This window comes from Telluribacter humicola, from assembly GCF_017355935.1.
GTDB lineage: Bacteria > Bacteroidota > Bacteroidia > Cytophagales > Spirosomataceae > Telluribacter > Telluribacter humicola.
On the sequence record NZ_JAFIQT010000008.1, the window covers coordinates 1 to 14,680 of the forward strand.

General features: G+C 48.1%; 13 protein-coding genes. 7 read left to right on the forward strand and 6 right to left on the reverse strand.

All coding sequences use genetic code 11. From position 1 onward, the window contains the following. Nucleotides 1–198: 198 nt before the first annotated feature. The gene (locus JUB14_RS23960; protein ID WP_207509400.1) at nucleotides 199–525 is read right to left on the reverse strand and encodes a single-stranded DNA-binding protein; all 327 of its coding nucleotides are present in this window, start codon (nucleotides 523–525) and stop codon (nucleotides 199–201) included. 262 nt (nucleotides 526–787) lie between these two features. Between JUB14_RS23960 and JUB14_RS23965 the strand changes: the two genes are divergently transcribed. Continuing rightward, on the forward strand, nucleotides 788–1,078 hold the full coding sequence (locus tag JUB14_RS23965; protein WP_229368214.1) for a hypothetical protein: 291 nt from the start codon (nucleotides 788–790) through the stop codon (nucleotides 1,076–1,078). A gap of 358 nt (nucleotides 1,079–1,436) precedes the next feature. On the opposite strand, the gene JUB14_RS23970 is transcribed toward JUB14_RS23965, so the two are convergent. After that, nucleotides 1,437–3,002, reverse strand: coding sequence for a phytoene desaturase family protein (locus JUB14_RS23970; RefSeq protein ID WP_207509402.1), 1,566 nt, complete (start codon nucleotides 3,000–3,002; stop codon nucleotides 1,437–1,439). Nucleotides 3,003–3,177: 175 nt separating this feature from the next. Between JUB14_RS23970 and JUB14_RS23975 the strand changes: the two genes are divergently transcribed. The 5 genes from JUB14_RS23975 (at nucleotide 3,178) to JUB14_RS23995 (ending at nucleotide 7,288) form a co-directional block, all read left to right on the forward strand. After that, the gene (locus JUB14_RS23975) at nucleotides 3,178–3,918 is read left to right on the forward strand and encodes a response regulator transcription factor (protein WP_207509403.1); all 741 of its coding nucleotides are present in this window, start codon (nucleotides 3,178–3,180) and stop codon (nucleotides 3,916–3,918) included. Between the two features lie 11 nt (nucleotides 3,919–3,929). Then, nucleotides 3,930–5,309, forward strand: a complete 1,380-nt coding sequence (locus tag JUB14_RS23980; RefSeq protein ID WP_207509404.1) for a HAMP domain-containing sensor histidine kinase — start codon at nucleotides 3,930–3,932, stop codon at nucleotides 5,307–5,309. A gap of 161 nt (nucleotides 5,310–5,470) precedes the next feature. Continuing rightward, on the forward strand, nucleotides 5,471–5,965 hold the full coding sequence (locus JUB14_RS23985; RefSeq protein ID WP_207509405.1) for a hypothetical protein: 495 nt from the start codon (nucleotides 5,471–5,473) through the stop codon (nucleotides 5,963–5,965). 40 nt (nucleotides 5,966–6,005) lie between these two features. Then, nucleotides 6,006–6,491, forward strand: a complete 486-nt coding sequence (locus tag JUB14_RS23990; protein ID WP_207509406.1) for a lipocalin-like domain-containing protein — start codon at nucleotides 6,006–6,008, stop codon at nucleotides 6,489–6,491. A gap of 2 nt (nucleotides 6,492–6,493) precedes the next feature. Continuing rightward, nucleotides 6,494–7,288, forward strand: a complete 795-nt coding sequence (locus tag JUB14_RS23995) for a YoaK family protein (protein WP_207509407.1) — start codon at nucleotides 6,494–6,496, stop codon at nucleotides 7,286–7,288. A gap of 78 nt (nucleotides 7,289–7,366) precedes the next feature. On the opposite strand, the gene JUB14_RS24000 is transcribed toward JUB14_RS23995, so the two are convergent. Continuing rightward, nucleotides 7,367–9,712: a CehA/McbA family metallohydrolase gene (locus JUB14_RS24000; protein WP_229368217.1), complete on the reverse strand. Its 2,346-nt coding sequence runs from the start codon at nucleotides 9,710–9,712 to the stop codon at nucleotides 7,367–7,369. Nucleotides 9,713–10,068: 356 nt separating this feature from the next. Further along, a complete protein-coding gene (locus tag JUB14_RS24005) occupies nucleotides 10,069–10,323 on the reverse strand; it encodes a hypothetical protein (protein ID WP_207509408.1) in 255 nt (84 codons plus the stop codon). 311 nt (nucleotides 10,324–10,634) lie between these two features. Here JUB14_RS24005 and JUB14_RS24010 point away from each other — a divergent pair, with 311 nt between their 5' ends. Next, nucleotides 10,635–12,905, forward strand: coding sequence for a DUF7133 domain-containing protein (locus tag JUB14_RS24010; protein ID WP_207509409.1), 2,271 nt, complete (start codon nucleotides 10,635–10,637; stop codon nucleotides 12,903–12,905). A gap of 14 nt (nucleotides 12,906–12,919) precedes the next feature. Here the strand turns inward: JUB14_RS24010 and JUB14_RS24015 are convergent, their stop codons facing one another. Both JUB14_RS24015 and JUB14_RS24020 read right to left on the reverse strand, forming a co-directional pair. Next, complete coding sequence (locus tag JUB14_RS24015) at nucleotides 12,920–13,840, reverse strand: DUF5996 family protein (RefSeq protein ID WP_207509410.1); 921 nt, start codon at nucleotides 13,838–13,840, stop codon at nucleotides 12,920–12,922. 315 nt (nucleotides 13,841–14,155) lie between these two features. Beyond that, a complete protein-coding gene (locus JUB14_RS24020) occupies nucleotides 14,156–14,674 on the reverse strand; it encodes a hypothetical protein (RefSeq protein WP_229368220.1) in 519 nt (172 codons plus the stop codon). Nucleotides 14,675–14,680: the final 6 nt, after the last annotated feature.

Here is a 14,680-nt window from a genome sequence, read left to right on the forward strand (position 1 = left end):
CAAGACAGGAGCCACAGCCAACGCTGCGGCTCCTTTGCTGTTTATATACACCTGCCTACTACTACTCTTCAGCAACAACAAAGAGAGCCCTGTATACAATGGATGAGGCTCTCTTTACAAATCTTTATATATTACTTCTTAGCCTAAGCAAGAGAGGTACGGCAATGCCGTACCTCCCAATTTTTAAGCAACCTCACATCAGGCTCTCACTCTGTTTACTTCCTCAACTTTACTGGCAACTATCTCTATTACCTTTACCGTCTGATCATCTTTGTTCTGGTATTGGCGGTAGTTCAAACGACCTTCTACAGCGATCAATTTTCCCTTGGCTAGTAGTTGTTCACATGACTGTGCCAGCTTGCCCCAGGCAACGACAGTATGCCAGGATGTATTCGTGACTTCTTCCTTATTACGATTAAGATAAGTCTCGCTGGTAGCCAGGCTGAAGGTAGCTAGTTTGCCTCCTTCGAATTCTTTCACGGTGATTTCTCTTCCAACGTTTCCGATTAATTTTACTGCGTTCATAAGTCTGTATTGTTTAAAGTTCTAAAGTTGTCTTTGTTAATTAGGTTGTTGTAAACCCGCAGTACAAAGGTGGCAAATCGGAACAAATGGATTCGGTTAGTAAGTGTTTATAATCGTATAAAAATGCTTGTAGTCGTTTGCAAATGGATGTGTATCTTCGTATCTTGTAGAAGATCAACAGGATAAGCAACGACGAATGAAATATTGCTTGGAATGCGAGACTCCCATTACGGGAAGGGCAGACAAAAAGTTTTGCTCAGATATGTGTCGTAATAGCTACAATAACAGGCTCAATTCTGACTCATATAATGTAGTCAGGAATATAAACAACCAACTGCGCCGGAACCGGAGGATACTGGAAGAAATTTGTCAGGATGACAAGGCTAAAACAACGAAGAGTACCCTAATTACCAGAGGGTTTGACTTCAACTTTATTACTAGTCAACGTACTACTCAGAAGGGCAACATCTACCACTTTGTGTATGACTATGGCTATCTGGAATTAGAAAATGATATTTATCTGATTGTAAAGGATAGCCGGAATGAGAAGTAGTATGCTGCTGCGAACACGGCAGCATACTACTTCTTAGAATTTAGAATGATGTTTACTTAAATGCCTTGGAGTCGCTTGTATACAGGTGCTGAACTTATCTTCGGTACCTTAATCTACTGGTATATCTATATATACTTTTCATTTCTGGTATAATAGCTGGTCATTTTACAACAGAACCTTCCATAGCCTCTAAACTTATAAATTCATACCCATCATATTTTGGCATATTGATTAACTGCTCGAAGTACTCCGCAGCTAGTTGCTTGCTATGACTGAGAGATATCTGGCTGAAGGTTCTGCTGTAGAGTTGTTGCAACAGCTTTTCAAAGTCAACAGTCGGAATAGCACAGAGAGGCATTCAGGATCCGTAGATTAATTTCATGGCGGCGTGGTAGCCGGGTATGCCACTTACAGCGCCTCCGCGTTCGGCTCCCGAGCCACAGAGTAGTATACCAGCATGATTGGTTTCGACACCTCGTTTCCCTACATAATCAGCCCCATCAGCATAAAACCAGCTGAGCGGTGAGTGAAATATATTACCACGAGGTAAACGAAGTTCCTTTTCCAGGTCTAGTGCACTTTTTGCTTCCATACATAGGGTGCCATCAGCCTGTCGGGCTATACAATCCTGAATGGGTTCGTTGAACCACTCATTGAGCGTACTGAGGTACTTGTCCAGTAGCTGTTGTTTAGTTAGCTCAGGATTATCCAGAAACAGAGCGTAGGGGGCATCCAATCCAAAGAGGGTAATTGTGTGGTACCCCTGTCGTTGCAAATCATCACTTAATATGGAGCCATCGGTCAGGGTGTGGCAGTATATTTCAAAAGGGGGCCGCTCGGGCAGTTGACCTTGCTGGCTTAGCTCAAAAGCTGTGGCCTGGTCGGTGTAGGATTGGTTAAAGTGAAATGTACCGGCAAAGGCATCTTCCGGATTAGTATCCGAGCGAAGGTACGGCAATCTGCGGAGCAGCATATTCACTTTGAATGCAGTACCTTCCTGTTCAGTGGTAACCTCTCCAGGTGCCTGACCAACTAATCGCTGGAGTTCAGCCGGAGCCGCATTGACCAGAACATGTCCGGCCTGCACGGTTACCTCTTTGTCTCTACTTATAAATTGGACCGATGGATGAGTAGCATGAGGACTGATATGAAGAACCTCCGCATTGGTAAGTACTTCTACTCCCGATTGAACCGCTTGCTGGTACAAAGCTGAGGTTAGGGCTCCCATACCACCTACAGGTACCCGCCACTCACCCGTTTGGTTGCCGATAACGTGGTACAGGAATGTACGGTTTTGCAGCAAGCCAGGGTCATGGGCATGCGTATTAGCACTGATCCGGGCATCTGTCAGTACCACGCCCCGTAGTACATCGTGTTGTATGTGCTTTTCTATGAATTCACCCAGTGGCTTCTCGACCAGCCATTCCCAGATAGCCCGATCTTCCGCATCGCTAAACTCACGTTCCCATTCTTCCTTCGGGCGTAGTGGTTGTAGCAAGCTGGGCCACACCTTATCAGCAAACCGTTGAATCCGCCGCTGCATGAGTTGATACCCTTTATAATCATCAGGATGCAGGCGCTCGATCTGTGACTGGTTAGCGGCTTCATGTTCGTTACTCAAAAGAAGCCCGTCGGCTTCTGAGCCGCGCCAGAAGGGGGTGTAGGAGGTAGTACGTCTTCTTCGTAGATCCAATTGCAGCTGCAGGTCATGCATGATCTGCCGGGGAAACAGGCTGATCAGGTAGGAGTAGCGCGACAGATAGGCTTCATAGTCAGGGAAAACGCGCTGAGAGGTAGTAGCCCCACCGACGTAGCTATTTCGTTCCAGCATCAGCACGCTTTTTCCTGCCTTCGCCAGGTAGCAGGCTGCGACCAGACCATTGTGTCCGGCTCCGACTATAATTACATCATATTTTGATTTCATTCTATTAGCTATATTACCTTCATGACAGGTAGCTACTTATTGCTGTTGTAGCCATCTCCATGTATACTCCCGCTTCCTTGGTAAGAAGGACGAGAGTGAACCCTTATCATTGTACGGGTAAAGGAAAGATGTAATTTTGAGAAATAGACCGGCCTTACCTATACTTTTTATAAAAATGCAGGATAACAAGCACAACGATTTTATACTGACAAGCAAAAAGAAAAAGATCCTGCTCATAGAAGATGATGCGCATGTATGTTCGTTTGTTAATAAAGGATTAAGTGAAGAAGGCTATGAGGTAAGCATAGCGATGGATGGAAACGTAGGGCTGCAGATGGCGCTGTCACTGAGCTACGACCTGATCATTCTGGATATTATGCTACCCTCAATCAGTGGTATAGATGTGTGTACGTACATCCGGGAACACGACGGTCAGATACCTATCTTATTGCTTTCGGCCCTGGGAAGTACCGAGAATGTCGTGATGGGACTGGACATAGGGGCTGATGACTACCTAACCAAGCCCTTCAAATTTATTGAGCTAGTAGCCCGGATCAAGGCGCTGTTGAGACGGAAAGAAAACAAGAAAGCCGAAGATACGGGCCAGGAGGTCATGCATTTTGCGGATCTGGAGCTTAATAACTATACCAAAGAGGTAAGGCGGAATAACCACGAAATATCACTCACCTCTACCGAATACCGCCTCCTGCATATGTTTATGCATAACCCAAGACGGGTACTATCGCGGGTGGAGATACTGGAGGAAGTATGGGGCGTCAATTTTGATATGGGGACCAATGTAGTAGATGTATATGTCAATTACCTCCGGAAGAAGCTGGAAAAGGCCGGTGAATCGCGACTTATACATACCGTAATTGGGATGGGCTATGTGATGAAGGAGAACCACGAAAACTAAGCGGACAACCTATGAAGATCACAACCCGAATCTTACTGCTACTTACAGGAGTCTTCTTATCGCTTATCCTGCTGCTTAGTGGATTTATCTACTACGCCTCAGCCAACTACTCGTTTGAAGATTTCTACAAAAGATTAGAGATCAGAGCGGCTACTACGGCCAAGATCTACCTCGAAGACAATCAGGATATCAATGCCATCAAAGAGGTGAGGCAGAGTTATCTGGAGCAGCTCCCTAAGGAAGATATCCAGATCATGCTTACCCCATATGGAGATTCGCTGCGGATCAAGGCGAGTCAGTTGAATGTACCTATAAAGTTTCTTGATGATATCAAGAGGGAAGGAAGCGCCAACTACAGGAAACAAAACCTGTTCTATACCGGGATCCGGTACAAGCCTTCGGACACGAATAAAGACTACCTGGTCATCGTTTCGGCCGAGAACTACTACTTTACCCATCATATAACGTACCTCCGAAACCTGTTGATTTCGGCGCTTATCATCTCCCTCGTACTGGTACTGTTAATTTCTTTCTGGATATCCAGGAAGATAGTTCAGCCACTGCAGGACATTACTACCCGCGTAAAAGACATTAGTTCTGAGAACCTGAATCTCAGGCTTAAGGCGTCCGAAAACGAAGATGAACTGAGTACGCTGACTAAAACATTCAACGACATGCTCGACCGTCTGGAAGCCGCTTTTGAGACCCAGAAGAACTTCGTAAGTAATGCTTCTCACGAGCTGAATACCCCGCTGACATCCATCATAGGTGAAGCTGATGTGATCCTGTCGAAGCCAAGGCAGCCACACGAGTACCAGGAGGCCATATTGGCTATACTGGAAGAAGCCGAAAAGCTGAACAAGAAAACCCAGGCGCTGCTCTTCCTGGCCCAGACCGGGTACAATGGGAAGGTACTGAAATTTGATAAAGTACGTATAGATCAGTTGGTACTGGATGTAAAAGAAACCGTGGATAAGATATATCCTACCAATAGGGTAATCATCGACTTCAGCTTCCTGCCCGAAAGCCCCGAAAAGCTTAAAGTCAAAGGCAACGAACAGTTGCTGCACCTGGCTCTTTCTAATGTGATCATGAATGCCTGTAAGTACTCTAATAACGACACCGTGCGGGTATCGCTGGGGGCATCGTCGCAGCAGATTATCATTGTAGTAAAGGACCTGGGGATAGGTATACCCGAAAATGAAATCAAATACATATATGATCCCTTTTTCAGGGCCAGTAATACCAAACGATTTGAAGGATACGGCATCGGATTACCGATCACCCGCAACGTAGTGAAGATGCATGATGGCGAAATAGTAGTGAGCTCGGTTCTTAATCAGGGGGTCACGGTTGAGATCAAACTTCCCGTCGGCAACTATAAACTATGACTTTATAATGATATTTTACAACGTATAGTTGTTTCTAATCCCGCTTTAATCCGGCTCTTAACACATTCTAATTTCGCTCTTACAGCATTCTAATTCCACTCTTAAGCCGCTCTAATACCTTCGCCATAGCTTTGTAAGTATAAAAAATAACTTATAAAGCTATGGCGAACACTATTCTTATACCTACCGATTTTACCATTGAATCACTGAATGTAGTAAAGGGAGCTCTGAGGCAGTTGGATGGTGAAGAAGTTAATCTCATTCTTGTATATTCTGCTCATCTCTCGGACTGTATTACAGATTTGCTCTTTTTCTCCAAAAAGAAATATCTGGAAGACTTGCAGAATGAAAAGTTTAAGGAAGCCTGTGAGATTCTGCTGAATAAGTACGCCTCTCAGATCAACTCCTTCTCCATTGATCTGTTTACGGGCAATTACCAGAGTACCTTCCACAACTTCCTGTTGGGCAACAAGGTCGATGCCATATTTATTCCCAAAAGTTACAAGCTGAAATTAGGGCAAAAGCAAAGCTTTGACTTGCTGCCCTATTGCAGGAAAAGCCCTGTACAGTGTGTGGAGATTGACTGGAACGAAACCCGCAATGTACCTGAGAAGGACAAGGTAGCAGAGTTGTTTTTTATGCCTAATCCCGTATAAGCGTACAGGTTAAGAATAGACCTTAAGTAAATTGATAACTATGAGAAGCAAGTTAGGTGCATACTATATAGGAATTTTTTTGGCAGCCGTATCAGGTTTTCTGCTTCTCGTTTCCAGTGCTGCCAGCCCGGATCAGCTACTAGCGGGTACCTGGGAGGAAGTGGCCTGGGAATACGAAAAGGTAGATAAGTCGCGGGGGGCTGATACGCTCTCGAGCAAGGTAATCTCAGAGGATGTGAAGCAGATGATCGCTCAGGACCTGATTGTTCACCGAGCGGAGAAGTGGCACTTCTGGCCCAACGGTACCCTGAGCCTCATAGCGGAAGGTGATATAAACGACGCTCCTCGTAAGCGACTCAACTGGCGGCTCAAGGGACGGGGACACATACTCCTGCTGCACTATAACGATGAGACAGAAGAGAGCTACAACATAGTAAAGTTGACTCAGGACGAGCTGACGCTGCACTTCTATACCGAAATGCAAGCACGAGGGATAGCGAAAATAACGTTTAAAAGAGTCAGATAGCCATGCTTAGAAAATACAGCAATAGCAGAAGCCTGAGAGATAACATCCAGTTAGGAGTACTGACTGCTTTTTCGGCGGGTATGGTAAACGTGGCGTCGCTTATCATATTTTTTGCATTTACTTCGAACGTAACGGGTCATTACGCCATCCTGGCTGAGGAAATCGCTAAGGGGCACTGGTACCAGGTAGGGGTGGTCTTTGCCTGGATACTGCTCTTCTTTATGGGAGCCTTTGTAGCCAATTTTATCATTATCAATCTTAATAAGAAAAATGCCTACGCGGCTCACGCGCTTCCGCTCCTACTGGAAATGCTGTGTTTAGTTACGGTAGGAATATACGGGCAGTACTACTACCAGGAGACTCTCACCGAAACCGAAGTACTCGTTGGCCTGATGTTATTCGCAATGGGTTTGCAGAATGGTATGACCGCCAGTGTTTCAAACTTTGTGGTAAAGACCACCCACCTCACCGGTCTTACTACTGATCTGGGTATCCTGTTCTCCATGTTTACTCAGAAGGAGTTCCGGGATAATCCCACGTTGGTAGGACGAGCTAAACTGCTTGTTTCTATTGCGGTGTCGTATGTGAGTGCCGGTGTACTATCAGCTCTGATCTACCACAGGCTGCAGTTCAGGGTGTTTTTTGTAGTAGCGTGCGTTATTGTAGTTATTATATGCTACGACTACTCTAAGCTACGGTTCCTGCAATTGATCAAGCGAAGAAATGTAGGCAAGGCACTCGAGGCCAAGATGGAAGCTATCCATCAGGACCAAACGGTCGGGCAGACTTCACATTAAGTAGTATAAAGATCTATAAATAGAGCCTACCTCTGTTAGTTAAGGGGTGGGCTATATTTGTAAGATTCGTTGTAGCTGCTAATCTACTTCACTTTCGGCTAGGATCTGATGGTAGGTATGCCGGGCATGTTCGTAAGCTTTTCGGGCTGCTTCTCGCTCATGGGCAGCTATCTGAGGTTCTTTCTGCCCCCAGCACTGATCTACGGCTCTGGCACACCAGTCGGCACTCTTCCGGGAGGCGCGTACGGGCTTGTCATTCACAGTAATGAATACCGGATTGGTATGTGATGAGGGCAGAATACGTAAGGCTACCCAGCTACTTCGCTCAATAGGTACCTCAAATGCTATATCCCGTACAGTACCATCGGCCACTATACTTTTGGTGGCGACTACTTTCCCATTGACCACTACCTCTACAGGTACTTCGCGGGTATCCCCCTTACGCGCGCGCTCCAGGTCCCAATAGGGTTGCTTGTCATAGCTACGCTTACGGATTTCCTCATTGGGCTTTTCGTCCAGCCGGGCGGCTACCCTTGCCGTTACCCGTACCTTGGCAGGCTTACCGAGTTTTAATTCACTTCCATTAGTACCTACGGGGAGGTCGTTGACCTGGAAGTCCATCAGGTGACTTTTGCCATCTGATACATAGGCTCGTCCCTGCCGGATACCTTCTACCCAGGCATCGTAGTTGAGCTGGTCGTCCAGCTGTACGTAGCTGCGTCCCAGCCCCACCCGCTCACCGTAGATACAGGGGAAATCGGTTTCGCCGCTGATACGGGTCCGGAAGCCGCAGTTGAGGGTATGGTACCAGATGTTAAGCTCCCATACCGAGGGAGTATCTACGGTTGAGATGAAGTCTACTGCATCGTGTGTGACATCGACGATGTATTCATTGGCCCCGATGCCGTCGAACTTCGGCATATCAAAGTGGGGGAGCTGGCTGGTCTTGACTTCCAGTCCCCAACCTGAATGGGCGAAGCCAACTACGGCCCCCTGCTTTTTGGCCCACTGGAGTACCGGCAGGTCCCAGGTTGGCCAGTCTTCCAGTACTTTGGTACCCGGATAATTCTGCTCTATGAGGCGTAGTAGTACCAGGTGGCCGCTATGGCTGGAAGGAAACCCCGATACTTCCAGATCGTACCGCATGAGGGTGTTCTCCGTAGATAAAGCGTTATCCTTCGCCTCAAAAAACTGCTTCTGGTAGTAGTAGCCCGGCCCCCAGGTCAGGACGCTACCCACATGGAGCGCTTCGCCTAGTATATGTCGCATCATATCCTGCGGCAGTACCCCTTCCGTAGGAGACTCATAGTGCATACAGCCTGCGGCATGAATGTGGTGGTCGCCCGAGTACCAACCTGGTCTGGAAGGACCCTTTCGAGTCGTTCCCGGTCGGGCCGCCGCTCCCACCTTAGAGGGATCAATCCATCTTTCCAGCCGAACATTTATCGTCTGTGGCTGGCCGGGCAGCACAGTAAGGCGTTGTTGCTTCTCTATATACTCTGGTCCACGGGTGTACTTAATGTTGTACTCTCCAGCCGGAAGCCGGATGCTCTCGCCGTGGGCGCGGTAGATCTGTGGGTGAAAGTTAAAGTCGGGGGCCAGACGCTTGGCCCGGGAGGGGTAGATGCGCCCCTGCGGGTCCTGGATCAGAAAGGAGGCCGTGGTAGGCTGGCCGTACTCATCCAGTACCTGAAATTTGACCTCCTGAGAGGGCTGACAGGTAAAAAGAATATCTGCATCGTTGCGGAAGCCAATATCCTGGGTACCCTGCCCTACATTAAAGCTGATTTTAGCTTCGCGCTTACCGGCGTCACGGCTATAAAGCTGAATAATGCGGTATTCGAGTTCGAGCCCTGAAAGCTGAGGACGTAGCGGAGGCTTATCGTACATGCTCAGATCCAGCCAGCGATTAGCAACATCATAGGCGGTAATGGTCTGCTGAGGACGCGAATCAAAGCTAAACTTAATATCGTTATTACCACGAGCATATACGGGCAGCGCATGAGGACTTTCGGCTTTGAGCTGTGCCGTGACTCCGGCTTCATTCCGTACCTTGACCAAATACGTCCGCCAGCCTTGTTCAGATAGTACCGGCTTAGTAAGTCCCTGATCTACCTTTACCCGGCTTTCAGGATTGATATGTATTTCCAGCAGGCAGTATTTATCCAGCACCTCCTGGATCTGAGTCTGGGCTCTGGCTGTGTTAGAATCATGAAAAGCTTTTTCCAGTACTTGAAGATCAGGAGGAGAGATAGGCTCCCCCAGGTATTCCATCGCTTCCACAAGGCGTTTGACCTGGGCCGTTAGCGGTTGTAACTCGACAGTTTTCTCTACCTGATGATGATCGTGCTGTGCCGTAGCAGGCGTTGGTAACAGACATGGGAAAAACAGCAAAAAAAGCCACATGAATAAGCAGCGACTCATAGGCTGACGACAGGCTATCAAGGAAAGTAAGATCCTGCGGATGTACATACGTATATGCATTTAGAAGGCGCCAGTAGTGATGTTGACCGCTGTGCAACTTGTGAAATCACAAGCCTAAGCAAGATACTAAGAGTAGCAATAAACTCAATGAGCTTAGGCAGGAAGCTTGCGTTGGAAAGAGTAATACAAAATTAGCTTCATCAAAACGGACCTCTTAAAGTTTCGTCTGAAGACAAATCCAACTAAGAAAGACTATGAGATGGTATTGGGGAGGAAAAGGCAAAAGTGTAGAATACAGGCAACATTTTATTGCCCAAATAGAAGAATGGTTACTAGTAAAAGATCATGCCTGTTTATTATGCGATTAGAGTTGTCCCTAGCTCTGTTGCTGGCTTTTGCTGCATTACGGCTTGAATTGTCCCGCTAATTTCACTCATTTTCTGATCTTCAAAGAAAGTCAGGAGAGCAGGAAGACAAGCTGGATTGATTGATCCAAACATTTCACGAAAGCTATCCAGATCATCTTCGGTGTAATCTACCTGATGACCACGTTCAACTATTTGCATAGCTTTTATTACCTGAATTACAGAGCCATTAAAGTCTCTAATCATTTACGCTATTTTTTATTGTACGACTATTATCCTTGTAACCTTAATAGATTATAGGGTAGATATAAAATAACTGTACCAGTAGTTACTATTTTGTCGCTATTGTTAGTAAGTGGTCATTAAAGTATTGATAACCTCGGTGTAGACTGATAATCATCGGTTTATTGGCTGTTCGTCTGCCTGCATAAAGGCCACTCTGAACCTCCTGCTTTGATCTGATGGAGCAAGGGCATAATAACGTAAATCTATATGGAAATGAGTAGGTGAGCAGATTCATCAGGTTTTGAATTAGGAGCTTATGTATCGCTACGCTTATGAAACAGATTATATGGCCTGCTGTCGCCCTTGCTGCGCTCCTGGTAGTGACAGTCGCTGCTCACCAGACCACACCCTCGGAGGGGCAGGAAGATCCATTCACTACACCTCGTACCGTTAGCCAGGCACCTAATACACTCACTCTGTCACCGCAGGAGGCTCTGAAGACCTTCAGGCTACCCGAGGGATACAGACTAGAGGTAGTAGCCAGTGAGCCTATGATTTCGGAGCCCTCTTCGCTGGCCTGGGACGGGAATGGACGTCTATATGTGGCTCAGTTGGAAACTTATATGCAGACTATCGATGCCAAAGAGCAAGATAGCCCCCGAAGCCGTATCATGCTCCTGGAGGATACCGACAGCGATGGGAAGATGGATAAAAGCTCTGTTTTTGTAGATGGGCTGCTGTCCCCTCGTATGATCCTGAGCGTAGGCCATGAGCTACTGGTCAATGAAACAAACTCGTATGATATTACTGCCTATAAAGACACCAATGGTGATGGCAAAGCCGACCAGAAACGGCTGGTGTACAAGCATCCCAAAAAGGCCTATGGCAACGTAGAACACCAGCGCAGTGGCTTGGACTGGAACCTGGACAACTGGATCTATGTCACGACCGATCCGGTCAGGTTTCGGTATAAGAAGGGAAGACTGGAGGTGGATACACTCGTTGGGGGCTCCAATGGCCAGTGGGGGCTCACCCATGATAACTACGGACGGTTATTCTTCAGCCGGGCTGCGTCGGGCATCGCGGCATCCGGCTTTCAGATCAATCCTGTTTACGGGCAGCTCGACCTTACTGATGCTACCGATAAGGAGTTTGGTCAGGTGTGGCCTATCATCAAAACTCCCGATGTGAACGGAGGTCCTCGCACCCTGCGCCCTGATAGTACTATGTTTGGCTTCACGTCGGTGTGCGGCCAGTCGGTATTTCGAGGGGATAGACTACCACAAACTATACAGGGAGACTATATAGCGGCTGAGCCGGTGGGGCGGTTTATTTGGCGTGCCAATATCACCGATACCGACGGAAAGATCACGCTGAGCAATGTCTATAAGCAGGATGAATTCATTGCCTCTACGGATATGAATTTCCGCCCGGTCAATACCTACACCGGCCCCGATGGATGTCTGTACATTGTTGATATGTACCGTGGAGTGATACAGGAGTCGACCTGGGCGCAACCGGGCAGCTTCCTGTATGACCAGATTATGAGCAAGGGCCTCCATAAAAACGTAAGGAACGGGCGTATCTATCGGCTGGTATATGAAGGGATGAAGCGGGGACCAATGCCCCGTATGCTGGATGAGCCGGCTACCCAACTGCTTACCTACCTGGACCATCCTAACGGCTGGTGGCGTGATAATGCGCAGAAAGAGTTGATAGTACGGGGAGATAAATCAGTGGTGACCGCCTTACGTAAGAAGGCCATTGGCAAAGACAGAGCTACATCAGCTTTGGGTCGACTGCATGCCTTATGGACGCTGGAGGGCCTGGAGTCGCTGGACAAGCCGACCCTTTTAAACGCCTTGAAAGACTTGGATGTTCAGGTCAGAAAAGCAGCTGTAAGAATGAGCGAGCCCTACCTGAATAAAGCTGATGCCCCGGTGCTTGCAGCCCTAAAGGTGTTAATCCATGATGCCAGCCGGGATGTGCAAAGTCAGCTGGTGCTTTCACTAAGTACCTCCCGCTCCCCACAGGCAGTACGTCTGGCCGAAAGTATCCTCAGAGGAAAGCCGGAAGACGAACTACTGGCAGGTATACAAAAAAGCCTTAAGAAGAACGAGGAGGCTCAGAAGTATGGTTATAAACTATTGGCGCTGGAAGAGCCGGTCAGAAAGTCTATCATGGAAGGGGCTACTATATTTAACTCCCTCTGTGCCTCCTGCCATGGGCCGGAAGGGCAGGGGCTGACTACCCGAATCGCCCCTCCGCTCATCAGCAAGTTCAAGCTCATTGAGAACAAGGAGGAGGTAATCAAGATCATGCTGCACGGCTTGAAAGGACCCGTAGATGGTCACGTATACAACGATCAGATGCCCCCTATGGGCAGCAACAGCGACGAGTGGATAGCCTCAGTACTCAACTATGTACGCTATGACCTATGTATGCGTAGCTTTCCGCAAATGGGCTCCGGGTATATCAACTGGGTTATTGTAAAACCGGAGCAGGTACAAGCCGTTCGGCAGCAAACCGCCGGACGCAACACCGCCTGGACCTGGCAAGAGCTACTAGCCGAGCGGGAAAAGTTGCGCGGAGCCCAGAGGTAGGAGCGTTAGCTAAATCAGGATTGGGGCGTATAATTCATTTCCAGCGTGGGCCTGTTCCAATGTGCCAGGTCTGCGGCCGCCTCGTAGGTACTGCGCAGAAAGCTTAGGAGCATGGCAGAAGGATCTTCTGCACGTTGTACCACCTCATAGGGAAGGATAAATTCTCCCAGCTGTGGATGGTAGTATGCTTGCTCGGGTTGTACGGTAGCCTGCTTGTACCCATCCGGCTCGGGATAAACATAGCTGTAAAAAGCTGCCTGCGGAAAGGCCTCACTACCGGGCCAGAAACCACAGCTACTCACTTCCTGCGAATACGCTTCCTGTGCTACCCAGTCGGGTAAGTTAGGGACGCCCCCCGGGTGCTTCGGCGCCTCGCGACCTGAAAAGCGTGTAACAGCCAAATCAAAACTACCCCAGAAAAAATGTACCGGACTGCACTTCCCCCTAAACTCCGAACGAAAACGGGTAAATACCTCCTGAGCCCGCAGCAGTACCTGGTGAAGCGCCGCCGCCTGCTCGGGATCGTAGGTAGCGTGTGCGTGATCTTCATGGAAAGGAACAGGATCTACCAGTTCATTGGGTACGGGATGAATGTCAACCTCTATGTCCAGTTGCCTCAGCGCACCCAGTACCTTCTCATAGCAGCCAGCCACCGACAGTTCCTGTAAGTCAAAGGATCGCTCTTCGGCCGTACTGGTTTTGATCAGGAGATGGTGTTTATGAAAGTCAAAGTCAATCTGAAAATGTTTGTTGCCAGCCGGAACGTCGGAAGTAGTCAGGCCGGTGGGCGTAACATAGAGCGTCACGTGCCAGGAGTGGTTGATCCAGGGCGTTTTGGCCAGCCGGATCTTTCCTACAATCTGCGTCCACAGATGCAGCGTCTCGTAAGTAGCTTGGGCTTTTTCAAAGGAGAGTGCGGGCCATACTGCTTTCATAGGGGTATCAGGTTTGGGAGTAGTTGATTCAGGTAGCTGCGGTAGAGTTCCTTTACAGGAACTACCTATAAGAGGTTCTGTTTAAAAGTTGCTGAGACTTGGTCTATGGCTATAACCGTAAATCATGATCTGTTTGTAAAGAACTAGCTCGGAAGAACGAGAAGCTGGAGCAGCTTGAAGCCATTGTGAAGGAGCTCCAGAAAGAAATAGAGGCACAGCGGGAAGTGAAATAGCCTGTTCAGGTATATCTATATTAATCAAACAGCCCGGCTCCTGCGAGCCGGGCTGTTTGATGAGGTACTAGCGAAGTGAGGACTAGTCGTCTTTATCCCGATTTAGAAAGGCAAACAGGGCTGTCACTACTAGCGCCCCGATAGCTACCTTCTTGGCTAACCCCATAGGGTTGTGCTTCAGCTCAGCTTTGATGCCTCTTTCAGCGAATATATTAGGGAAATGACCGTTCTTGATATCATCAATGATACCTTCTACTACATTGACACGATCGGCCAATAGCAGAGGTAACCAGTGGCCATAGCTCGATTCGCCGTATTGAAAGGCATAACGACGGAGTTGTCCGCTGAGGCCCTGAGGCGGCACGGTACCTCCAAATACAGCCGTTACATTCGGACGCTCATTGGAGTGCAGTACCTCGCTCGTAATGGGCTGCAGCGGTGGCCGCTCCCAGGTATACCCTTTATGCTCATCGTTGTTACGCTGCTTCATCGGGTAGGTAGGGTCATTTTTTGGGTCGGCATCTATACCCCAACCTTTAATGTGTGAGTGGTCCCCACCCCTGTTATTCTCAAATGGCATGTTTTCAATTTTCTTTTCCATAACGTC

Excerpts from the sequence above, each read along its gene's own strand:
- JUB14_RS23960 (WP_207509400.1), bottom strand. The coding sequence starts at position 525 with ATGAACGCAGTAAAATTAATCGGAAACGTTGGAAGAGAAATCACCGTG.
- JUB14_RS23975 (WP_207509403.1), top strand. The coding sequence starts at position 3,178 with ATGCAGGATAACAAGCACAACGATTTTATACTGACAAGCAAAAAGAAA.
- JUB14_RS23970 (WP_207509402.1), bottom strand. The coding sequence starts at position 3,002 with ATGAAATCAAAATATGATGTAATTATAGTCGGAGCCGGACACAATGGT.
- JUB14_RS24020 (WP_229368220.1), bottom strand. The coding sequence starts at position 14,674 with ATGGAAAAGAAAATTGAAAACATGCCATTTGAGAATAACAGGGGTGGG.
- JUB14_RS24005 (WP_207509408.1), bottom strand. The coding sequence starts at position 10,323 with ATGATTAGAGACTTTAATGGCTCTGTAATTCAGGTAATAAAAGCTATG.
- JUB14_RS23995 (WP_207509407.1), top strand. The coding sequence starts at position 6,494 with ATGCTTAGAAAATACAGCAATAGCAGAAGCCTGAGAGATAACATCCAG.
- JUB14_RS23985 (WP_207509405.1), top strand. The coding sequence starts at position 5,471 with ATGGCGAACACTATTCTTATACCTACCGATTTTACCATTGAATCACTG.
- JUB14_RS24000 (WP_229368217.1), bottom strand. The coding sequence starts at position 9,712 with ATGAGTCGCTGCTTATTCATGTGGCTTTTTTTGCTGTTTTTCCCATGT.
- JUB14_RS24015 (WP_207509410.1), bottom strand. The coding sequence starts at position 13,840 with ATGAAAGCAGTATGGCCCGCACTCTCCTTTGAAAAAGCCCAAGCTACT.
- JUB14_RS23965 (WP_229368214.1), top strand. The coding sequence starts at position 788 with ATGTGTCGTAATAGCTACAATAACAGGCTCAATTCTGACTCATATAAT.
- JUB14_RS24010 (WP_207509409.1), top strand. The coding sequence starts at position 10,635 with ATGAAACAGATTATATGGCCTGCTGTCGCCCTTGCTGCGCTCCTGGTA.
- JUB14_RS23980 (WP_207509404.1), top strand. The coding sequence starts at position 3,930 with ATGAAGATCACAACCCGAATCTTACTGCTACTTACAGGAGTCTTCTTA.
- JUB14_RS23990 (WP_207509406.1), top strand. The coding sequence starts at position 6,006 with ATGAGAAGCAAGTTAGGTGCATACTATATAGGAATTTTTTTGGCAGCC.